General features: G+C 35.1%; 17 protein-coding genes. 9 read left to right on the top strand and 8 right to left on the bottom strand.

Annotated features, from left to right (window positions below; all coding sequences use genetic code 11):
• Positions 1-2 precede the first annotated feature (2 nt).
• Together A1704_RS09645 and A1704_RS09640 are read right to left on the bottom strand one after the other, a co-directional pair.
• Positions 3-239, bottom strand: a complete 237-nt coding sequence (locus A1704_RS09645; RefSeq protein WP_062672838.1) for a hypothetical protein — start codon at positions 237-239, stop codon at positions 3-5.
• The gene (locus A1704_RS09640) at positions 236-991 is read right to left on the bottom strand and encodes a prolipoprotein diacylglyceryl transferase (protein WP_062672837.1); all 756 of its coding nucleotides are present in this window, start codon (positions 989-991) and stop codon (positions 236-238) included. Before A1704_RS09640 ends, A1704_RS09645 begins: the two co-directional genes overlap by 4 nt.
• 61 nt (positions 992-1052) lie before the next feature.
• Between A1704_RS09640 and A1704_RS09635 the strand changes: the two genes are divergently transcribed.
• The gene (locus A1704_RS09635; protein ID WP_062672835.1) at positions 1053-2093 is read left to right on the top strand and encodes a GMP reductase; all 1041 of its coding nucleotides are present in this window, start codon (positions 1053-1055) and stop codon (positions 2091-2093) included.
• Positions 2094-2136: 43 nt separating this feature from the next.
• Here A1704_RS09635 and A1704_RS09630 read toward each other — a convergent pair whose 3' ends face one another.
• From A1704_RS09630 to A1704_RS09610, 5 genes are all read right to left on the bottom strand, one after another.
• On the bottom strand, positions 2137-3456 hold the full coding sequence (locus A1704_RS09630; RefSeq protein ID WP_131797500.1) for a DUF6056 family protein: 1320 nt from the start codon (positions 3454-3456) through the stop codon (positions 2137-2139).
• Between the two features lie 3 nt (positions 3457-3459).
• Complete coding sequence (gene fabG, locus A1704_RS09625) at positions 3460-4203, bottom strand: 3-oxoacyl-[acyl-carrier-protein] reductase (RefSeq protein ID WP_041461954.1); 744 nt, start codon at positions 4201-4203, stop codon at positions 3460-3462.
• A 175-nt stretch (positions 4204-4378) separates the two neighbouring features.
• Positions 4379-5890, bottom strand: a complete 1512-nt coding sequence (locus A1704_RS09620) for a WG repeat-containing protein (RefSeq protein ID WP_131797499.1) — start codon at positions 5888-5890, stop codon at positions 4379-4381.
• A gap of 6 nt (positions 5891-5896) precedes the next feature.
• Positions 5897-6571 (bottom strand): 16S rRNA (cytidine(1402)-2'-O)-methyltransferase, encoded by a 675-nt coding sequence (gene rsmI / locus A1704_RS09615; RefSeq protein ID WP_062672827.1) that lies wholly within the window; start codon positions 6569-6571, stop codon positions 5897-5899.
• 2 nt (positions 6572-6573) lie between these two features.
• Complete coding sequence (locus A1704_RS09610) at positions 6574-8055, bottom strand: ring-infected erythrocyte surface antigen domain-containing protein (protein ID WP_062672826.1); 1482 nt, start codon at positions 8053-8055, stop codon at positions 6574-6576.
• Between the two features lie 61 nt (positions 8056-8116).
• Between A1704_RS09610 and A1704_RS09605 the strand changes: the two genes are divergently transcribed.
• The 6 genes from A1704_RS09605 (at position 8117) to A1704_RS09580 (ending at position 16888) form a co-directional block, all read left to right on the top strand.
• Positions 8117-8704, top strand: coding sequence for a thymidine kinase (locus A1704_RS09605; RefSeq protein WP_062672824.1), 588 nt, complete (start codon positions 8117-8119; stop codon positions 8702-8704).
• Positions 8705-8909: 205 nt separating this feature from the next.
• A complete protein-coding gene (locus A1704_RS09600; RefSeq protein WP_062672822.1) occupies positions 8910-11357 on the top strand; it encodes a bifunctional UDP-N-acetylmuramoyl-tripeptide:D-alanyl-D-alanine ligase/alanine racemase in 2448 nt (815 codons plus the stop codon).
• Positions 11358-11359: 2 nt separating this feature from the next.
• Positions 11360-13519: a patatin-like phospholipase family protein gene (locus tag A1704_RS09595; RefSeq protein ID WP_062672820.1), complete on the top strand. Its 2160-nt coding sequence runs from the start codon at positions 11360-11362 to the stop codon at positions 13517-13519.
• Positions 13520-13523: 4 nt separating this feature from the next.
• Entirely contained in the window at positions 13524-13943 is a 420-nt protein-coding gene (gene ybeY, locus A1704_RS09590; protein WP_034694045.1) for an rRNA maturation RNase YbeY, read from the top strand.
• Between the two features lie 147 nt (positions 13944-14090).
• The gene (gene mnmG / locus A1704_RS09585; protein ID WP_062672818.1) at positions 14091-15953 is read left to right on the top strand and encodes a tRNA uridine-5-carboxymethylaminomethyl(34) synthesis enzyme MnmG; all 1863 of its coding nucleotides are present in this window, start codon (positions 14091-14093) and stop codon (positions 15951-15953) included.
• Positions 15954-16066: 113 nt separating this feature from the next.
• On the top strand, positions 16067-16888 hold the full coding sequence (locus A1704_RS09580) for a class I SAM-dependent methyltransferase (protein WP_062672816.1): 822 nt from the start codon (positions 16067-16069) through the stop codon (positions 16886-16888).
• A 1514-nt stretch (positions 16889-18402) separates the two neighbouring features.
• Here A1704_RS09580 and A1704_RS09575 read toward each other — a convergent pair.
• Positions 18403-19593 (bottom strand): phosphoglycerate kinase, encoded by a 1191-nt coding sequence (locus A1704_RS09575; RefSeq protein ID WP_062672814.1) that lies wholly within the window; start codon positions 19591-19593, stop codon positions 18403-18405.
• 644 nt (positions 19594-20237) lie between these two features.
• Between A1704_RS09575 and rpiB the strand changes: the two genes are divergently transcribed.
• The gene (gene rpiB, locus A1704_RS09570; protein WP_034694035.1) at positions 20238-20672 is read left to right on the top strand and encodes a ribose 5-phosphate isomerase B; all 435 of its coding nucleotides are present in this window, start codon (positions 20238-20240) and stop codon (positions 20670-20672) included.
• Positions 20673-21009: 337 nt separating this feature from the next.
• A complete protein-coding gene (gene rnr, locus A1704_RS09565) occupies positions 21010-23163 on the top strand; it encodes a ribonuclease R (protein ID WP_062672812.1) in 2154 nt (717 codons plus the stop codon).
• Positions 23164-23274 lie beyond the last annotated feature (111 nt).

Below are 23274 nucleotides of genomic sequence, written 5' to 3'. Positions count from 1 at the left end.
TTTTAAAGTCCTCCGCAAATATAACCGCTGATTAATCCACAGATCAGAAGAGAGATCAGCATGGTCTGTATAAATTGTTTTCTGGTGAACTTTTGGTCTCCTTTCCTTTCATAAATAAGTTTTGTAATAAAAGCGACGATGAGGGAAAAAACCAGTGCAGCCAAAATAATTGCACCAATAATCATTATCACTACCCCAGCCAGATTGAGATTGCCTTCTAAAATAGTTAATGTTTTCATCTTGAATATTTTAAATATAAAGATCCGGTATTTTTGATTTTATAAATGTAGTAAATAATTACACAGATACACACCATTTGAATTGTACCTATATTTCCAATGATTTCTATTCTTGGTTTTATAAAATCCAAAAGGAATCTGAATGTAAAATAGCTGAGCATAAACAGCTGAAAAATAAAACCGGAAGGGTATTTTTTACGATTCTGAATATACTTTAATCCCATCCACAGAAGAAGTAAAAAGGCTATTTCATACAAGGCAACAGGATGTCTGAGATATTGGTCCCCCAAATACATTCCAAAAACAGAATCAGTAGGAATACCATACGTTTCTTCATAAACCCCTGTAAGAAAACATCCTATTCTGCCTATAATCATGGCCAATATCAGGGGAAAAACAATAAGATCTCCCGTACTTTCTTTATGATGTACAATCTTTTTTGCCAGCTCTACTCCCAATAAACCAAAAGCCAGTCCTCCTACAATAGTATTGTTTGACCAGACCTTTCTGAAGGAAAAATTTTCAAATAATGCATAAGGATTTTCAAGATTACCGATCAGCTTGGAACCTATCAAAGCTCCGGCAGTAGCACCAATTAAAACTGCCGCAGAAGTATTGAAGGAAAGTTTTTCCTTAGACTTACGTTTCAGATAAAAATAATATCTCATGCCCAAAAACATTCCGGCAGCCTCAAAAAGCGGATGCGCAAGGATTGTTTTGCCGAAAATATGAAATGTTACAGGAAAATCCATTGTTTCAAAAATACACTATTTCATATTATTCACTACCTTTATTCTGACAAATAATTACAAAATGCGTATAGAATATGACATAAAACTGGGGTTCAAGGATGTAATGTTCCGCCCTAAGCGTTCTACTTTGAAATCCCGTTCGGAAGTTGATTTACTGAGAGAATTTACCTTTAAACATACCAGGAAAAGATGGACAGGAGTCCCTGTAATTGCAGCCAATATGGATACGGTAGGAACTTTTGAAATGGCAGTGGAACTGGCCAAGGAGAAAATTATTACCGCGGTTCATAAGCATTATACTCCTGAGGAATGGAGCAAGTTTCTCAACAGCCAGCCTGAAAGTATTCATCAGTATATTGCACTGAGTACCGGAACCGGAAAAGCTGATGAAGAGAAAATAAAACAGATCCTCGATAAGCACCCAAAAATTGAGTTTCTCTGTATAGATGTAGCCAATGGTTATTCTGAGCATTTCGTTGAATTTGTGAAGAAAGCAAGAGCCAATTTCCCGGATAAAATTATTATAGCAGGAAATGTGGTTACCGGAGAAATGGTAGAAGAACTTCTTCTGGTAGGTGCAGATATCATAAAAGTAGGTATTGGACCTGGATCTGTGTGTACGACCAGAGTAAAAACAGGAGTGGGATATCCTCAACTTTCTGCGATTATTGAGTGTGCAGATGCTGCTCACGGTTTGGGAGGGCATATCATTGCTGACGGCGGATGCAAAGTTCCCGGTGATGTAGCAAAAGCTTTCGGTGGCGGTGCAGATTTCGTAATGCTGGGCGGAATGTTTGCCGGGCATGATGAAAGTGGTGGCGAAATGATTGAAGAAAACGGTAAAAAATACCGCCTTTTTTATGGAATGAGTTCTAAAACAGCCATGGATAAACATTCCGGAGGTGTGGCAGAATATCGTGCTTCTGAAGGAAAAACAGTAAAAGTGGCTTATAAGGGGCCTGTTTCAGAAACGGTAAAGGATATTTTGGGAGGTGTACGATCTACTTGTACTTACGTAGGTGCCTCAAAACTTAAAGAACTTTCCAAAAGAACTACTTTTATCAGGGTTCAGGAACAGGAAAACCAGGTTTTTAAGGACTAAAAATACAACAAAAGGCTTTAGATTGATTATCTAAAGCCTTTATTTATTCTTTTGTTCTGATGTATTTTTTATTGAAATATTTTTCAAGCTGATCATTTACATAGGTTTTTTCCTCTTTTACAGAAGCCATTTCATCCATATGTAAAATTCTTGGAATTTCTTTTATTTTATCTACCACCACAGAATCCTGAGAAGAGTTTTTAATTATATCAACTCTTTCATTCATCTCTCTTTCATATTCCTTAAGATCTGTAGTCAGAAGCTCCATAACTATATTTCCACCATTAAAATCCATGTTAAAATAAGAATACTTTTCGGGGAAAATTTTCAATTCAGGTAGAAAAACAATGAAAAGAGAAACCCACCAGAACTTTTTAATTTTTTCAAATTTAAAAAAGACGATCAGAGATAAAGTGATTAGAAAATAGAAGATAATACTTTCAAATTGCCTTGCAATGGAGGTTAGAATATACCCTGTAAATAGTAAAGGAACCAATGAAACCACCCAGAATAAAACAGCTTTTTTAAAGGTTATCTGACTCATTATCTTTTTGAGTTCTTCTTCAAAAACCATCATAAATAATGGGAGTAATAATAGAACTTTGGCAGCAACATAGAGTGTATTAGCTCCAAAAAGGCCTATTCTTTTTACCCATTTTATAATTCCTTGTTCGCTTTCCCCCATTCTGTTGAAGTTCCCAGGTGCAAGAAAACTTACCAATAAAAAGACGCTTGCAGTCAATATCAACGTCAGATTTTTCTTATTGCGTTTCTGATAATAAGTCACCAACAGAATTCCCCATACAATCAATGCTAGAATTTCATTGGAACCCATCAGCAATATAATAAGTAGTAGAGAAAGAGAAAACCAGATATCCTCTCCTGTATCTTTATTTTTTTTAATAAAATAGAGTAAAATACCCGCCAAAATGACAGGAACGAAATAGATATTGGAACCTGTAATCCAGAAATAATGCTCAGGCAGACTTACCAGAAGCATGGTATAAAAGAAAAACAAAAGGAAGCCTTTCTTAATAGACTCTTTGAAAGAATAATTGAAATATTCTTTCAAGTTTACTGCGGAAACTCCAATAAAGGAGAGCATTAAAAAAAAAGGATAGATTTTCGGAACAATATTTTTACTGTCATAAAAGACAGGATTAAACATATTTATAGAATATCCAAAATACCTTCCGCCCCATGTTGTATAGGTATCCGTAAAACATTGTAACAGCCCAAGTTTTCTGGTGGCATAGGAACAAAAATAATCATCGGTCTGGTATACATTAAAGAGACTAATGTATGCCAGACCGATGATTAGTAAAACGGACAAGAATAATACTATATTCTGTGGTCTTTTCATTTTTTATGTTAACATTCCGCCGTCAACGTTTAATGTCTGTCCGGTAATGTATGCCGACATTTCGCTGCCTAAGAATACACATGCATTGGCGATATCTGCAGGCTGTCCTCCTCTCTTCATTGGAATTTCTTCTCTCCATCCCTGAACTGTTTTTTCATCCAGAACAGCAGTCATTTCCGTTTCGATAAATCCAGGTGCAATTGCATTACATCTGATATTTCTTGATCCTAACTCCAGTGCTACAGATTTTGTAAATCCGATCACCCCGGCTTTAGAAGCTGCATAGTTGGCTTGTCCGGCATTACCCTTCACACCTACGACAGAAGTCATATTGATGATAGATCCTGATCTTGCCTTCATCATCGGCTTGATTACCGCTTTTGTAAGGTTGAAAACTGAATCTAAATTTACTTTGATTACTTTATCCCAATCTTCTTTGGACATTCTCAATAACAGGTTATCTTTTGTAATCCCTGCATTGTTTACCAAAATATCAATCTGCCCGAACTCTGCCATTACTTCCTCCACCAATTTCTGAGCTGCATCATAATCTGATGCGTCAGACTGATATCCCTTGATTTGGGTTACAGAACTTAAAGCTGCTTCTAATTCTTTTGCTTTGTCTACAGAGCCGGCGTAGGTAAATGCTACTTTTGCCCCTTGCTGAGCAAACATTTCAGCGATACCTTTACCGATTCCTCTTGTAGCTCCGGTAATTAGTGCTACCTTTCCTTCTAATATTTTCATATCTATTGACAATTATTTTCTTTTTATAACTCGTTCAGCTTGTGACAGCTGCCTCTTCATGTTTCTACAATTCTTTTCCGGAATTAAACGGTTTGCAAAGATATTATAAAATGTTATTCAACCCATTTAAATTGTCAAAATACTACTATTTTTTTGATGATTATCAGGATTTTCATTAAAGTTGACCAAAATTATTTCTGAATCTGGTGAAATAAATAAAGTCTGTTTTTTTACTCTTATCCAGTCTTAATACCTCTTTCTGCCAAAAGTATTTATCATAAATAATGTCTTTCAAAGGCTCATTCTGAAAATTGGAAACTCCAAATTTTCCTTCTTTTTTAACGACAATTTCGTTTTCAGCATTTCCGAATGTTATAATATCTTCGTATACAAACGGTACAATTTCTGTTCCCTTCCCATCCAGGACTCCATAAAAGTTGTCTGTGTTTCTGCAGACCAAAGGTTTTGAATATTGATTGAGAGGATTAAAATAGTCAACATCTTCATTTTTTATCTGGCTGATATTTTTCAACTCAGATAATGACTGATCTTTCACTGAAAACCTGTAGTAACGATTATCTTTTCCAACAATAAGATTATCAGGATAAAAACCTAAGATCCGGACACCGTCACCCACAATATTTTTAAGATCTTTATCGAGAAACTTCTCTTCATTTCCTTTTTTAAGGTAAATAAAGTCTTTCCCAGAAATGGTAAAACTTCTGATGAAATCATATTCCAGTGGAAGAATAACATTTCCTTCCAGATCTATAATTCCTGATTTCTTTACCTTATCATTGTAGACACCAAAATAATTATTCAATAAAGGATTTAGATATTTAAAAGTCTGCACATACAGCTTCTTGTCTTTTTTGCTGAAAACTGTTGTCTTTCCGTTTTTTGTAAGGTAGATATACTCTTTTTTACCAAAGTATTCCGGGGTGATATCATTATAGATTTCTTCAGCAATTGTTTTTCCATCAGCATCAATCAAACCATATTTTCCTGTAGCCTTATTTTGGGTAACCAGATAAGGATAGGCATTGATATTTACCACTTGTTTTGAAAATTTATGCAGAGTCTCTCCGTTATTTCCAATGATTTCTTTTTCATTGTCTTCATTGATGATCAATGCTCTACCCTCATACAAGCTATAGTCTTCTTTAAATTCGCGATTGCTGAGTTGCTTTCCTTTAAGGTCGTACAGAAACCATTTTTTATCTTTTAAAACCAAGAGTCTGTTCTTCCCTGAAAAACGAATCTTTTCAGCATAAGGAATGATTTCCTTTCCGTTAAAATCATAAACAGCTTCTGAATTCTGTTTTGATGAGATGATACAATCTTCACTCCACCAAGGGGTATTAAATTCCTGATCGTTGAGAGGAATAAGTTCTGTTCCTTTTTCGTCAATAACAGCTGATTTTCTGCTATTTCCTTCCTCAGAATATAGAATAAACCGGTTTTTAAAGACATGCAGAATTCCTCCTTTGTAAGGGGATTCAAATGTAACCGTTCCTAAAGAATCTACAATTCCCTGTTTCTTGTAACCAGTATCATAGGATGTTCCATATCCTTCCGAATAAGAACTGATCTCCTTCCCTGTTTTTTTCGACAGGATTACCTTCATATATTGGTTAGTCTGTGCTGTACAGACTACAGAACACAATACAAAAACTAATTTTTTCAAAGAAAATTAAATAGAATTATTGACAATAAGAACGATCTCTCCTTTTAAAGTTTTACTCTTGGAGAATTCAATTAATTCATTGATTGTCCCTCTTTTAGTTTCTTCAAATTTCTTAGAAATCTCACGGCTTAAGCTTACCTTGGTTTCTTCTCCGAAGAATTCTCTGATCTGTTCCAGAGTGGTATTAATCTTATGAGGGCTCTCGTACAAAACGATGGTCTTTTTTTCTTCTGCAAGCTGCTTCAGTTTGGTTTGTCTTCCTTTTTTCTGCGGCAGAAATCCTGCGAATAGAAATTCATTATTAGGAAGCCCTGAAACCACAAGTGCCGGAATGAGCGCCGTAGCTCCGGGAAGGCAAATCATGTCAATATTATTATCTGCTCCTGCTTTGGCCAGCAAATATCCGGGATCTGAAATACCAGGTGTTCCCGCATCGGTAATAATAGCGATATTCTCACCATTTTTAAGATCTGTAATCACTTTCTCCGTTGCCTGATGCTCATTGTGTAAATGATAGGACTTTAAAGGCTTGGAGATCTCAAAATGTTTTAAAAGTATTCCGGAAGTTCTGGTGTCTTCACATAAAATATAATCTACTTCTTTCAGGACATTTACCGCCCTGAATGTCATATCTTCCAGGTTCCCAACAGGTGTGGGAACAAAATATAGGATTCCGCTCAAAATTATAAGAATTTATTTTCCACCAATATCCAAAGTCTCTGTGCATATTCATCCACCTTATTCCATTTTCTGTCATAGTACAGATCACTAAGATATTCTTTGGCTTCTTCCAGTGTTCTGAATTGATTCAACTGATAAACAGTATCGTTCAGATCTGCCTGGCTTCCCTCAAAAAGCATCTTTGTAAAGGCAAGTCTGTCATTCAGATCCAGTTTAAATTCAGGTTTCAGCTTGTCTGCTTCCATGAAATTGGTCGGAATATTGGATTTCAGAATACTTCCTTGGTCTTCTGTTACAACCGGAGAAGTTTTCTCTTCTTTGTGAAGCTCCAGATGGTCGTCATCAAAAAGTGACTGAACAGCCTTCATTCCTTTGATATTGGCTAATTTTATTTTTTTCTCCCGATGATATTCTTCTAAATTTTCGAAGCTTTCATCGGAACGATGTTTATCTGTTTTTTCAGTAACAGGCTTGTCGATTTCGACAATTTTTCTTCGGTCAAATACTTCAGCCAGAATACTTTCTTCTTTTGCAGGTTCTTCAGAGTGGTCATTTTTGATCTCACTCAGAATATTTTCCACATTGGAAGTTTCTGTAGCCATTTCCCCCTGCTCTATGGAAACATTTGAAACCACAAATTGTTCTTCGTTTTCTTCAATCAGTATTTCATCATCCAGCGTTTCTGTATCAAAAATGCTCGGAATTGTTTCCGTTACAGAAGATTTTACATCATTTACTACAACAGAATCCGTTTCTTTTTCAGATTTCGTCACAATAATTTCATCTTCCTGTTCTTCTATTTCATTGAGCTGATTAGTGAAAACAGCTTCTTCCTCTGTGACTTCATTATAAAACAGATCTTCGTTAAGATCTTCATCCGAATCCGGTGTAGAATCTGCAAGAATTTTATCTTCATCTACAAAGCTCAAAACTGCTCTCTGTTCTTCTGAAATTTCATTTTCATCAATTTCATTCAGCTGATTATTAAAAACAGCCTCTTCTTCAAGGGGTTCATATTCTGGAGTCTCTTCCTGAATATTTTCCGGTAATTTTTCTTCCTTGTTTTCTTCTACAAAGCTTACAATATTTTCATGGAATTCATTTTCAACAATTTCATTCAGCTGATTGTTGAAAACAGCTTCTTCATCAGGTTCGTCTGAAAAAACTTCATTTTCATCAATTTCGTTCAGTTCATTATTGAAAATTGCTTCCTCCTCCGTCACTTCGTTTCCGGTATCATGATGATCTGTTTCTCCTGAAACAAAAGAGACATACTGATGGTCTGGATTCTGCATCGGATTGTCTGTTACGAAGTATTCAATATTTTTTTCCAGCAGTTTCAAAAAAGAAATCCTGTTAGCAAGCTCATCTACAAGATCTTGCTTGGAAAGTAATTCGTCTATATTGCTTATTTTGTCCAGATTATCAATGATATTCATGGATTCAAAAAAAATCTTTTCCTTTAAATCTTGGATATTCTGCATAATAAGATTCTTATTAAAATTGCTTACTTTTGATGTTAAAAATATACGGCTAATTTAACAAATGTTTTTAGAAAATACAATTAATCATTCCAAACAAAGTGGTTGGATGGAAGTGATTTGTGGCTCTATGTTTTCCGGTAAAACCGAGGAACTTATCCGCAGATTGCGAAGAGCGGAAATGGCAGGACAGAATGTGGAAATTTTTAAACCAAAAATGGATGTACGGTATTCTGAAGAGGATGTAGTATCTCATAATCAGAATAAAATCCGCAGTACAGCAGTAGAAAACCCTAATGAAATCCTTCTGCTGGCTTCGAATTGTGATGTAGTAGCCATTGATGAAGCTCAGTTTTTTGATGAAAGCATTGTTGATGTTGCCAACCAGCTTGCCAATAGTGGTATCAGAGTAGTTATTGCAGGATTGGATATGGACTTTTTAGGCCGTCCGTTCGGGCCAATGCCCAATTTGATGGCGACTGCAGAGTATGTTACAAAAGTGCATGCTATTTGTAAGAGAACCGGTAATCTTGCCAACTACTCGATGAGAACTTCACAGGGAGATAATCTGGTGGAACTGGGAGAAACAGAAAGTTATGAAGCAGTAAGCCGCCGTGTTTTTATTGACGAAGTACTTTCAAAAAGAAAATAATCGGATAAAGCAGACGACGAAATCACTAAATTGTAAAACTGTTTGCTATAAACCGTAAAATATATTCAATAATATAAAATGAAAAGCGAAAAAGCTACACTGTAAAATATTTAAAAAGGAAAAACCGGATGATGTCATAAATCTCAGCCCTTTTACTATTTTACCTTTTTGCCGGTTCGCTAAAAAAAAAGCAGAAAGGGTACCAATGAATTATACAGTACAACACATTGCAGAGATCACCAGTTCACAGGTCATTGGTGACGGAAGTTTATTGATCAAAAATATAGCATACGATAGCAGGATTATTTATTCTATCAAGAATTCAGCTTTCATTGCGATCAATACTCACAAAAATTCCGGTGAAAAATTTATTGAATCTGCAATGGACAGGGGTATCAATGTCATTATTTCTGAACATTACTATCCGGAGTTTGACAATATAACCTGGATCATTGTTGAAAATTCCGTAGAGTTTCTTCAAAAATTAGCAAAGTATCATTTCGAAAATTCTCATTTACAATCGATAGGAATTACAGGAAGTAATGGTAAGACTATTTTAAAAGAATGGTTATATCAGTGCTTATGGAACGAGTTTCCTACGGTAAAAAGCCCTAAAAGTTTTAATTCCCAGATTGGTCTTCCTTTGTCTCTTCTTCAGATCAACAGTTCCCATCAGCTTGGGATTTTTGAGGTAGGAATTTCAAAACCGCATGAAATGGAAAAACTTGAAAATATTTTCCACCCTCAGATCGGACTGCTCACGCATATCGGAACTGCTCACGCGGCCAACTTTTCTTCCGAGGAAGAATTGATTAATGAAAAAATTATTCTTTTCAAAAATTCTGAAGTGATCATTTATAATGGAGATAATTTTTTGGTTGATCAAAAAATTAAAAAATCCTATTCTGATAAAAAATTAATTTCTTACGGTTTTAAAAAAGAGAATCAGGTTTTCATCAAAAACAATATTTCCAAAGATGAAAACATCATCGTTGAATATTTGGGTGAAGAAATCAGTTTTCCGGTTCATCAGAGAGACGAAGCGACATTAACCAATGCTATGGCGCTTATCTCGGTACTCAAGGAACTGAATATCGAAAATAAAAAGATCGTTGAAAAAATCAACCTTTTAAAAGCCGTTGAAATGAGGCTTGAAGCAATTGAAGGAGTTAAGGGCAATATTGTCATCAACGATTCTTTTAATCTGGACCTCGACTCTTTGAAGACTGCCCTGCAGTTTTTGAATGAATACAACAAATCTAAAAAATCACTGGTCTTAACAGATATTGTAGGAGTAAACTCCAACGCCAAAGAATTATATGAAGAAGTTTCTGAACTGGTGAATGAGCAAAATTTTGACTCTGTCTTCTTAATTGGCGATGAAATATCAAACTTTAGTGAATTATTTAAAACTAAAACATATACTTTTATTGATACTAAAGAGCTCATTGAAAGCAAACATCTTACTGAAATAGAAAATCAGATTATTCTGCTCAAAGGAGCCAGAAAATTTGAGATCGAAAAACTGAAAGATATTCTTGAACTCAGAAAGCATGATACGGTATTGGAAGTAAACCTTAATGCAATTCTTCACAATATCAACTATCATAAATCATTGCTGAAACCGGGAACTAAAATGATGGCAATGGTGAAAGCCAACGCTTACGGGCTGGGAAGCTTTGAAGTATCAGAATTTCTTCAGCACCATCACATAGATTATCTTGGGGTAGCCTATGCAGATGAAGGGGTAGAGCTTCGTAAAAAAGGGATCACGACTCCTATTATTGTGATGAATCCCGAGCAGCACAGTTATCAGGCGATTATAGAATATAACCTGGAGCCGGAAATTTACAGTTTCAGAGTTTTGGAATTATTTTATGAAGCCGTTCAGAAATCCGGATATGATAAAAAATACCCGATCCATATCAAGCTGGAAACGGGAATGCACCGTCTTGGTTTTAAAGATTATGAGCTGGATCAGTTAAGCGAAACTTTAAGCCACAAAAATGTAAAGGTTCAGAGTATGTTCAGTCATTTATCATCTTCTGATATGCCTGAAGAAAAAGAATTCACTTTGAAACAACTGGAGATATTCGAAAAAAATTCCGGTTACCTTATTGAAAAACTAGGCTACACTCCTATCCGTCATATTCTGAATTCGGCAGGAATTACCAGCTATAAAGATCATCAGCATGACATGGTGAGAATCGGTATTGGTATGCTGGGAGAATCTGCAGATCCTGAAATTCAGAAACAATTACGATCTGTGGTAAGCTTTAAAACCGTAATTTCACAGATATCAACCGTTGAAAATGGTGAATCTGTAGGCTACAGCAGAAGATATAAAGCAGATCATCCTACAAGAATTGCAACGATTCCTGTGGGATATGCAGACGGAATTCCAAGATTGATCGGAAATCAGGTAGGAAATGTAGGTGTAAATAAAACTCTTGCACCTATCGTCGGAAATATCTGCATGGATATGATGATGATTAATGTAGACCATATTCCCAACGTAAAAGAAGGTGATACCGTAACTGTTTTCAACGCCAAACCAAGCTTAAAAGAATTCGCAGGATACTGCAAAACGATAACCTATGAAGTATTAACCTCCATTTCCCCGCGGGTGAAACGGATTTATATAAAAGATTAACTATGAGAAAACTCCTGATTCTGCTTTTCATATTCCCACTGTTATTGATCCATTCTCAGGTAAAAAAAAATCTGGTAATTCCGAAGAATCCAAAAATAGGGCTGTCTCTGGCCGGTGGTGGTGCCAAGGGTTTTTCACATGTCGGAGTTCTTAAAGTACTGGATTCTTTGGGAGTGAAAGTAGACTATATTTCCGGAACAAGCATGGGAGCTATCGTAGGCGGATTGTATGCCGCCGGATACTCCGGAAAAGAAATAGAAAAAATAGTCATGGATACAGATTTCTATTCTCTTATTATGGATCCAAAGTCCCGGCAGGAAGCCAGCTTTTTCAATAAATCTGTAGACAAATATCTTTTATCCATTCCGCTCAAAAACGGTAAAATCACACTTCCTTCCTCTATCAGTACCGGACAAAGAAATGTTTATCTTCTGAAAGAACTTTTTAAAAACGTTTCCAATATTGAGGACTTTTCCAAAATGCCTATTCCTTTCCTTTGTGTCGCTACCAATCTTGAAAGCGGCAATATGCAGATTTTTGAAAAGGGAGATCTCGTACAGTCTATTATGGCGAGTTCTGCGTTCCCTTCTTTAATGGATCCGGTAAAAATTGGGGACAGCATTTATATTGACGGAGCGATGACGGTAAACTACCCCTCAAAGCCTTTAAAGGACAAAGGAATTGACATCGTCATAGGTGTGGACCTTAATCAGGATCTTTCTAAAAGAGAAGATTTAAACAATATTATAGCCATTCTGAACCAGGTCATAGATTTCGGTATCAAAAGAGATACCCGAAGACAATACAGATATACAGATATCAATATTAAACCCAATCTGAAAGGGATGTCCGCTACAAGCTACGATGATAAAAAGAAAATTCTGGACAGCGGATATGTGGAAGGTATGAAATATTCCCAGGTATTAGACCAACTTCCAAAGAGATCATTTGACCGTCTCAGACAACAGGTGAACCCTATATATTCGAATGTTTATAAAATAGACAGTATTTCTATTGAAGGAAGCAAAATTTATGGTAAAAACTACACGCTGGGAAAAATGGGACTACGCCTCCCCTCTTTGCAGACCTATGGAAGCATTAATAAAATGATAGATAAACTGGTTGCTACCAACAACTACAAATTTATCAATTATGATATCGTTCAGGAGAATGACGCCAATTACCTGAAGCTTTACGTCACTGAAGATGATGCCCGTCATTTTTTAAAATTCGGATTGCATTATGACGAAGTTTTTAAAACGGGACTTCTTTTGAATTATTCTGCAAAAAGGCTTTTATTCAAAAATTCAAACCTTTCGGTGGATCTCGTTGTAGGAGATCGTCTCAGATATTACCTTAATTATTTTGTAGATAACGGATATATTCCGGGAGTTGGGCTCTATTCATCAGGAATGAGCTTTGATATAAAGAATGTAGATAACTATGTAGTAGACCGCTGGGAATGGATCAGAAATGAAGCTTATATACAGTCGACCTGGAAGGATAAATTTGCCATTGGCGGCGGTATTAGCCACGATTATTTTAAAGCAGAAAACAGCAATGGAGATAACAGGCGATACAGCCGTTTTCTGAACCCTTATGTTTTTATTAAGACCGACACTCAGGATGATAAGGAATTCCCTACAAAAGGGGTTTATTTTGCAGCAGAAGGAAAGGTTGTAGATCTTTTAAAGTCTGAAGTTGATAAAAGAATCATTCAGATCAAAGCGGACCTTAAGCTTAATATTCCGCTAAGCAAACAATTCAGCTATCGTCTCAATCTGTTTGGAGGAGTTACTATCGGTGAAAACCTTCCAGGCTATTACCAATACAGATTAGGCGGAATTTTTGAGCAGAATATCATCAATTTTAAAAGCTTTGGTGGATTCTATTTCGCCCAGTTGTATACAAACAATGTCATACTGGCATCAAATGATGTTCAGTTTAAGTTTAATAAAAACTATTTTATCAGCGGAAACTTTACCTTTGCCAACTTATCAAACGATATTAAGTTTGAAGATGCAGTTAAAGTAAATTATAGCTCACTGGGAATTACGGCAGGTTACAAATCTCCTTTCGGGCAGATAAAAGTAAACTTCAGCCACTCCCTAAAAAATAACCAAAAAGGTATATTCAGTGTTATATTAGGACACTGGTTTTAAAAAAATGATACAGTTCTTTTACGAAAACTTACCAGAATCGGTAAGTACAGATTACAAAAAATGGCTGGAAGATCTTATTCTTTCAGAAGGAAAAAAATTAGGAGAAATCAACTACATTTTCTGTGATGACGAATATCTTCTTAAGATCAATCAGGATTATTTGCAGCATGATTACTATACAGATATCATCACTTTTGATTATGTAAAAGGTAAGACAATAAGCGCTGAGATTTTCGTATCTTTGCAGCGCATTTCTGATAACGCCTCTACCCTTTCCCGAGATTATGAAGAAGAATTAAGAAGGGTTTTAGCCCACGGTATTTTACATCTTGCAGGCTATAAAGACAAGACGGAAGAGGAAGAAAAAGAGATGCGGAGAATGGAAGATCTGTACCTGGATAAATACAGGGATTTAAAGTTTTAAAATTGAAGAATCACTTAAAGTCCCATATCTAAAGTACTCTATTCTAGCAACAATATAAGTTTATCTAGAGTGCATTCTCCAAAAATGTTTCACGTGAAACATTGGTTATAAAGATAAGGTTTAAAGCTTAAAACGAGCGATATAAAAATGATTTCAGAAATATATGATGTAATAGTAGTAGGTGCAGGACACGCAGGTTGTGAGGCAGCAGCAGCAGCAGCTAACCTGGGTTCAAAAACACTGCTTATTACAATGAATATGCAGACCATCGGACAGATGAGTTGCAACCCGGCAATGGGCGGAATCGCAAAAGGACAGATCGTAAGAGAGATTGATGCAATGGGAGGATATTCCGGAATTGTGGCAGACAAATCTGCGATCCAATTCAAAATGCTGAATCTTTCAAAAGGTCCTGCGATGTGGTCTCCGAGAACCCAAAATGATAGAATGCTTTTTGCCGAAGAATGGCGTTTAGCATTGGAGAATACTCCCAATCTTGATTTCTTTCAGGATATGGTGAAACAACTGATTGTTGAAAATAATAAAGTAGCCGGAGTGGTTACTTCTTTAGGAATTGAGATTAAAGCAAAATCCGTAGTTCTTACAAACGGAACTTTTCTTAACGGATTAATCCATGTTGGAGATAAACAATTAGGAGGAGGAAGAATGGGCGAACCGAGAGCTTTTGGAATTACAGAACAACTGGTCACTTTAGGTTTCGAGGCAGGAAGAATGAAAACCGGTACTCCACCGAGAGTAGACGGAAGAAGTTTGGATTATTCAAAAATGGAAGAACAGAAAGGAGATGAAAATCCTCAAAAGTTCAGCTATCTTGATACACCAAAACTCACCAAACAACTAAGCTGTCATATCGTATATACTAATGAAACGGTACACGATATTTTAAGAGAAGGCTTTGACAGAAGTCCAATGTTTAATGGAACGATTCAAAGTTTAGGCCCAAGATACTGTCCAAGCATTGAAGATAAAATTAACCGTTTCGCAGAAAGAAACAGACACCAGCTTTTCGTAGAACCGGAAGGATGGAAAACTGTGGAAATCTATGTCAACGGATTCAGTTCTTCTCTCCCGGAAGATGTACAGATCAAAGCGATGAAACATATACCAGGATTTGAAAATGTAAAAGTTTTCCGTCCGGGTTATGCAATTGAATATGACTACTTCCCTCCTACCCAATTAAAGCATACCCTCGAAACTAAATTAATTGATAATTTATATTTCGCCGGACAGATCAATGGAACAACCGGATATGAAGAAGCAGCTGGTCAAGGATTAATTGCCGGAATCAATGCACACAATAAAGTTCATGAAAAGGGAGATTTTATCTTAAACAGAGATGAAGCTTATATTGGAGTATTGATTGATGACCTAATTACAAAAGGAACTGAAGAACCTTACAGAATGTTTACTTCACGTGCAGAATACAGACTTCTTTTAAGACAGGATAATGCTGACATCAGATTAACAGAGAAAGCATATCAGCTAGGACTGGCAAAAGAAGACAGATTAAGACGCGTTGAAACAAAAATATCTGAAAGTCAATCACTTGAAGATTTCCTTCGAGAAACTTCTTTAAAACCAGGTATTATTAACCCTGTCCTGGAGTCTATTGAAAGCAGCCCTGTTGATCAGGCGTACAGAGCAGCACAAATCCTTACCAGGCCTAATATGACGTTAGAAAAACTGGATGAAATCGATTTTATTAAAGAAGTTTCTACCCAATATAACGATGAAGTAAGAGAGCAGGCTGAAATCAATATCAAATATAAAGGTTATATTGAAAAAGAAAAGGAAAATGTAGCTAAGCTGAATCGTCTGGAAAATATCAAAATACCGGAAGATTTTGATTATACAAAGCTAAGCAGCCTATCTGCAGAAGCAAAACAAAAGATGTCTAATGTACGTCCGAAGACTATTGCACAAGCTGGAAGAATAAGCGGAGTTTCCCCTGCTGATATTAATGTTTTATTGGTTTACCTAGGGCGTTAAAAAAATGTTTCACGTGAAACATTAGAAAATAAAAACAAAAATTAAGGTATTTATAAGCGTAAAACACTTCTGAATATCTTAATTTTTTTATCATATAAAAGATATTTACTTCAATGAAAATAAAAGATCATTTTCTTTCACAGGAAATATTTGAGATCAAAGAGACTGAAACAAAAGGAGTTTTTAAAACCACTCCTATTCCATCCAATATTTCCAGATATTATGAAAGTGAAGATTATATTTCTCATCACCAGGATTCCGGAAGTTTGAAAGAAAAGCTTTATAAGTTTCTTCAATCATTCAATCTTCAGTACAAAAAAAATATCCTGATAGACAGAATAAAAAAAGGTTCTAAAGTTTTGGACTATGGATGCGGCGCAGGAGAATTTGTAAAATACATTGAAAATGATTTTGAAACCTATGGATTTGAACCGGATTCTGATGCCAGAAAAGCAGCACAAGGAAAAATAACCAAGGCTTCTATTTTAGATGATATTAACAAAATTGAGGAAAATACCTTAGATGCTATTACACTATGGCATGTATTTGAGCACATCGAGAATCAGGATGAAATGCTTGCTGTTTTTCATGAAAAATTAAAAGAAAAAGGAATTCTTGTGATTGCAGTTCCCAACCCTACTTCCTATGATGCGAAACATTATAAAGAATATTGGGCCGCTTATGATGTTCCAAGACATATCTATCATTTTTCAAAAAATGGTATGGAAAATTTGATTTCCAAAAATCCTGACTGGAAAATGAGAAAGATCAAACCTTTAGTTCTTGATTCGTATTACATCTCTATGTTGAGCGAAAAATACAAAAAATCACCTCTATTTTGGTTAAAAGCAGTGATCTTTGGAACAATTTCCAACGTAAAGGCATTATTTTCGAACGAATTTTCAAGTTTGATATATATTATCGAAAAAAGATAGAAAATCGATTTTTACCCTATTTATGAAGGTCGATTTTCGACGTTTTTAGCTTAAAAAATAAAAACTCAGGATTTTTCTCCTGAGTTTTCTTTTTAAATATCATGTCCTAATAATAATTCTTCCTCAATTTTATCAAATCAAAAAAAATAAAAATATGTACCCTACTCTATTTTTTAAAGTTGAGAAAAATGTCCATCACCTACACAGCATTTTATGTACTTAAGATTTTACTAAACCTTCTCATTCAGTTTTCAACAAAAGCATAAAAAACAGCAAGAAAAGAAGAAATTTAGTTTCAACAAGATAAATTATTACAGAAATAGCTTCAATTCAGCTTCAAAATAAAATAAGATACAAACACTCTAAAAAAGAGAAAAAATTGATTTTTAAGCTATTTATGAAGTTCATTTTTCGACATTTTTATTAAAAGAAAAAATTAAAGCTGATTTGGTAAATATAATTCTGACGACAAAAAAAGAAAATCTAATTTCTTCTTAAGGTAATTATTCCACGATAAAAAAAAAGCTCCCCTACTCCACTCTACCATTTTTAATAAAAATAATTTTTCCCTACTTCAAAAAATAAAATTGAATAAAATTGAAAGGTTGTATTTTTTTTACGAAAAAAGGAAAAGATAAAAATACAGAGAGTTTCAAAAATCAATACTTGAACAAAAATTTAAAACTTGGAAGCACCTAAACAATGTTAAAACTTCATGGCAAATTTTTAAGTCTAAAGAATAAAAAATTAAAACTTACTTAAATTTATCAAGTAAACGGATCTTAAAAATTCAAAAAAAAATTAACTTATTCATTTTATTATAGTTACCTATGGATTTCTATTGTTTTAGTAAGAATATCACATGAAAATAATAAGGAAAAATAGTTAAAAAATAAGTTTAATGATTAATAATCAATAATATACAAAGCTATCACTATAACGTGAAATAAATAAATGATTGAATTTAAAATTTTCAAAAATTTATATCTCCATTTTCTAGTAGAAATTTAAATACAAAAACAATCTAGAATACTATTTCCTAAAAAGATAAAGTGAAACCTATCTCTCCAGAATAATTTTAAAAAAATAAATAGAATCACTTTTCAATGGGAAGAAAAAATCATAAACCTTCCTTCAAATCCTCTACTAATCTTCATAAGATCATATCAACTACTCCTTCTATATTTTTCGAAATACAAAGTATAATTCACAGAAAAAATACCGCTTTTTATATCAATTGTTTTGCAAAAATAATGGTCATTTATCAAAGTAAAATGAGAATAAAACCATAAATAAAATCACATAAACTCGTAAATTTTCTAAGAATATTCTGATCATAAATTTCATTAAAAACATAAGTCTCTGAAAGATAATTCAACCCATCTCTATATAACTAGAAGTTATATCTAAAATAGCATTAAAACTACGATCAATAAAGGATTTTCTTTAAGTTTAGGAAATAAAAAAAGCCTGCTAATATAATTAGCAGGCTTTGAAATATCTTTTATTTTCTATTAATTATTGATTGCAGCTACCCCTGGCAATTCAAGTCCTTCAAGACTTTCAAGCATTGCTCCACCTCCGGTAGAAACATAGCTTACCTGATCAGCATATCCGAATTGCTTAACAAAAGCAACACTGTCACCTCCTCCAACTAAAGAGAAAGCACCAAGTCTTGTTGCTTCAGCAATACTCTCTCCTAAAGCAACTGTGCCACCAGCAAAGTTTGACATTTCAAAAACTCCGATAGGACCGTTCCAAAGGATAGTTCTTGAATTCAACAATACATCATTAAACTGATCTCTCGATTTGTGACCCGCATCAAGTCCCATCCATCCTTCAGGGATTGCATAGATATCAGCTTCTTTTCTCTCCACATCATTACTAAAGCTTTCAGCGATGATGGCATCAGACGGAAGATATACTTTTACTTTGTGCTCTTTAGCTTTTCCTAAAATCTCAAGGGCCAAAGGAAGTTTATCTTCTTCTACAAGAGAATTACCGATTTTCCCTCCAAGAGCCTTAATAAAAGTAAATGCCATACCTCCACCAATGATCAGATTATCTACTGCAGGAAGGATATTCTCTATAATGGTAATTTTAGTTGAAACTTTAGATCCACCCAAAATAGCTGTAACTGGTTTCTCACCACTTTTTAATACTTTATCGATTGCCTGCAGCTCTTTAGCCATCAGCAAACCGAAATATTTAGTTGACGGAAAGTATTGAGCGATTACTGCTGTGGAAGCATGAGCCCTGTGAGCAGTACCAAATGCATCATTTACATAAGCGTCTCCTAACTTTGAAAGCTTCTCTGCGAATCCAGCATCTCCTTTTTCCTCCTCGTTATGAAAACGTACATTTTCCAATAGTAAGATCTCTCCTGGTTTTAAATCTGCAGCTGCTTGCTCTGCCTTCTCTCCAATACACTCATCAACAAATTTAACTTCTTGTCCTAAAACAGCAGAAACTTCGCCAACAATATGTTTAAGAGAAAATTCATCTTTAACCTCTCCCTTAGGTCTTCCAAGGTGTGTAATTAAGATGACAGAACCACCATCATTAAGGATCTTTTCCACTGTTGGTTTCACAGCAACAATTCTTGTGTTGTCAGTCACTTTCAGTTGATCGTCCTGTGGAACATTAAAGTCCACTCTTACCAGAGCCTTCTTATCTTTAAAATTAAGATCATTGATTGTTTTCATAAGTAGATTTATTTTTTGCTAAGCCCTATGAAACCGTCGTGCTCAAAATCCGTTTTAGCTTTCGGAAAAATCTCGCAAGAACAATTTCATAAATCTCATTGAATTTTTGTTTCACAAATGTAAGGTTTTAAACTTTTTCAACAGTTTGATTAAAATAAAAGTTTTCAAAAAGTTTCCCCGAACCCAATCACCCATTAATCAACAATTTTATCTCTTTTAAAAAAAAGAATAATGTAGTTGTTGTTGAGTGTTGTGAATTTCGGGGATAAGTTTTATGCTAAAAATTGATAACATTCAACTTTTACTCAACTCATATTTAACTCACAATATAAATCTCTGTAAACCCGCTATTTCACATACTTATTAACAAATGTTGATAACTTTGAGATGAAACCATTATTAGTTATTTTATTATGGAAAAATCTGGGGATAGCTGAAGAAAACATCTGGAAAGTTGTGGTAAAAGTTTGAGAAAAGATTTTCTATTACGAAATAAATTGATCTTTAAAAATAGAAAGTTGAGAAAAGTTTTCCACAGTTATTCACATACCTTTTCACAATTAACTCAGGGTTTACTAACACGAATTGTTATTATTCTTACCTTTGTAAGGAAATAGAATCTAATAAAGCTTAATAAGAGTATTATGAAAAGAAAAATTGCTATCGCAGCTGACCATGCAGGCTATGAATATAAGGAGATTGTTAAGAACTACCTTTCAGAACGTTTTGAAGTTCAGGATTTTGGAACGTTTTCCACAAACAGTGTGGATTATCCAGACTTTGTACACCCTGCGGCAACCTCTGTGGAAAACGGAGAAAATGAGCTGGGAATTCTGATCTGTGGAAGCGGAAACGGAGTTCAGATCACTGCTAACAAACATCAGAAGATAAGATGCGCTTTATGCTGGATGCCGGAGATTGCAACACTGGCAAGACAGCATAATGATGCCAACATGATTTCAATGCCGGCAAGATTTATATCTAAAGAACTGGCACTTGAAATTGTAGATAAATTTCTTTCAACAGACTTTGAAGGTGGAAGACACCAGAACAGAGTTGACAAAATTGCAGTTTGCTAATTATAATAAGGCTTGTAAATCACTTTACAAGCCTTATTTATTTTTTATTCGTACATTTGCAGTGTCCAATAGAAATTACACTCTATTATTCTCCAAAGCCTTTCTTATATTTGAAATATATTTAATAAAAGGTTTTTCTCTTTTCTTCTCCAGAATTGTATTAAATTTATACAAAACTAAAGCTCCCGTTGTAAGCAAACTGAAAGATAATTTCTGATGATTTACGGAAAGATTCTAATGATGAAATTGAATAACCTTATACTAAGGAACTAATAAGGAAGATTTAGAAAAAGGTCTTAATTGAGATAAGACCAAAACAATTAAAAGAAAAATTAAAATGCCAAAAAAAAGAAAATATATAAGTCATAAAAATGATTTAAAGATGATGGAGATCGGAAGAATGATCCTCCGTTTTATGAATGCAAATTCATCCAAAATTTATAACTATAAGCAGATCGCTGATGGGATAGATTACAAAAATCCAAGACAAAGAGAACTTGTGATCCAGGCGCTGCATAAACTTCAGGGATCTGAAAAGATTAAAGAAGTTGAAAAAGGAAAATACATTGTGAACCTAAAAATCGCAGGAACGCTTACGGGAACTATTGACTTTAACCAAAGTGGAAATGCTTATGTAAGTGTGGAAGGTTTGGAAGATGATGTCTTCGTTCATTCCAAAAATGTAAAGGATGCATTGCAGGGAGATAAGGTTCTTATTATAACTTATCATTATAAAGGAAAGAAATTAGAGGGCTCTGTTTTGGAAGTTTTGGAACGTACCAGAACGGAATTTGTAGGAACATTTCAGAAGGTTGCCCATAAGGAATTTGGGTTTGTGGTTTGTGATAAAAAGACAATCAACACAGATATCTTTATTCCGAAAGGAAAATTCAACAATGCTGAAGATGGAGATAAGGTGATCGTAAAAATGACGGAATGGAGACCGGGTGACAAAAACCCGGAAGGTGAAATCATTCAGGTGCTGGGTGCTCCGGGAGAACATGAAACGGAAATCCACTCTATTCTTGCAGAATATGGTCTTCCTTACGAATTTCCATCAGAAGTAGAAGCTGATGCAGATAAAATCGACAGAAGCATCACAGATGACGAGGTGGCAAAACGTTGGGATATGCGTAATATCTGTACGTTTACCATTGACCCTAAGGATGCGAAGGATTTTGACGATGCTCTATCCATTAGAAAACTGGAAAATGGAAACTGGGAAATCGGAGTTCATATTGCAGACGTATCTCATTACGTAGTTCCGGGAACTATTCTGGATGATGAAGCCTATCAGAGAGCTACTTCAGTATATCTTGTTGACAGGGTTGTGCCGATGCTGCCGGAAGTTTTGAGTAATGATGTATGCTCCCTTCGTCCACACGAGGATAAATATACCTTTTCAGCTGTTTTTGAACTGAATGATAATGCTGAAATTCAAAAGCAGTGGTTCGGAAGAACAGTAATCCACTCAGATAGGAGATTCACATACGAAGAAGCTCAGGAGCGTATCGAAACCGGACAGGGAGATCTGGCGGAAGAAATCAATACACTTGATAAGCTGGCGAAAATAATGCGTCATGAACGTATAAGAAAAGGAGCCATTACTTTTGACAGAAGTGAAGTAAGATTCAATCTTGATGAAAATAATGAACCGGTTGGTGTGTACTTTAAAATCAGTAAAGACTCCAATCACCTGATCGAGGAATTCATGCTTTTAGCCAATAAAAAAGTATCAGAATTTGTATCACTTTCAAGAAAAGGTGAGATCACCAACAATACATTTATTTACAGGGTTCACGATGATCCGGATCCTGCAAAACTGGAATCTTTGAGAGACTTCGTTGCTACTTTCGGATATAAAATGGATTTGGCCAATACCAAAAAAGTGGCTGCGTCTTTGAATAAACTTCTTCATGATGTAAAAGGAAAAGGGGAAGAAAATATGATTGAAACTCTTGCGATGAGAAGTATGAGTAAGGCGGTATACTCTACGGAACCAATCGGCCACTATGGTTTAGGTTTTGAGTATTACAGCCACTTCACCTCTCCTATCCGTCGTTATCCCGATTTGCTGGCACACCGTCTTCTTCAGCATTATCTGGATGGAGGAAAATCTCCAAACAGAGGTGAGCTTGAAGAAAAGGCAAAACACTGCAGTGCGATGGAAAGACTGGCAGCAGATGCGGAAAGAGATTCCATCAAGTACATGCAGGTAAAATTCATGGAAAAACATCTGGGAGAAACATTCAGAGGAGTGATTTCCGGAGTAGCTGAGTTTGGTTTCTGGGTTGAAATTCCTGAGAATGGTGCTGAAGGTTTGATCAAGTTAAGAGACCTTGTGGATGATTCCTATATGTATGATGCGAAAACCCATGCTGTATACGGAATAAGACATGGAAATAAATATCAGCTTGGAGATGAAGTTCAGATTAAGGTGGTGAAAGCCAATCTGATTCAGAAGCAGCTTGACTTCCAGATTGTGAAGTAAAGAATTAAGTCTTTAAGAAGACTGTTGATAAAATTATAAAGGCTGATGTGTTACCGAACCGTCAGCCTTTTATTTTCTAAATATAAAAAGTATGAAATGTACTCTCCACTC

This window comes from Chryseobacterium cucumeris (genome assembly GCF_001593385.1).
GTDB classification, from domain to species: Bacteria; Bacteroidota; Bacteroidia; order Flavobacteriales; family Weeksellaceae; genus Chryseobacterium; species Chryseobacterium cucumeris.
This window is presented reverse-complemented; position numbering and strand designations above follow the sequence as displayed.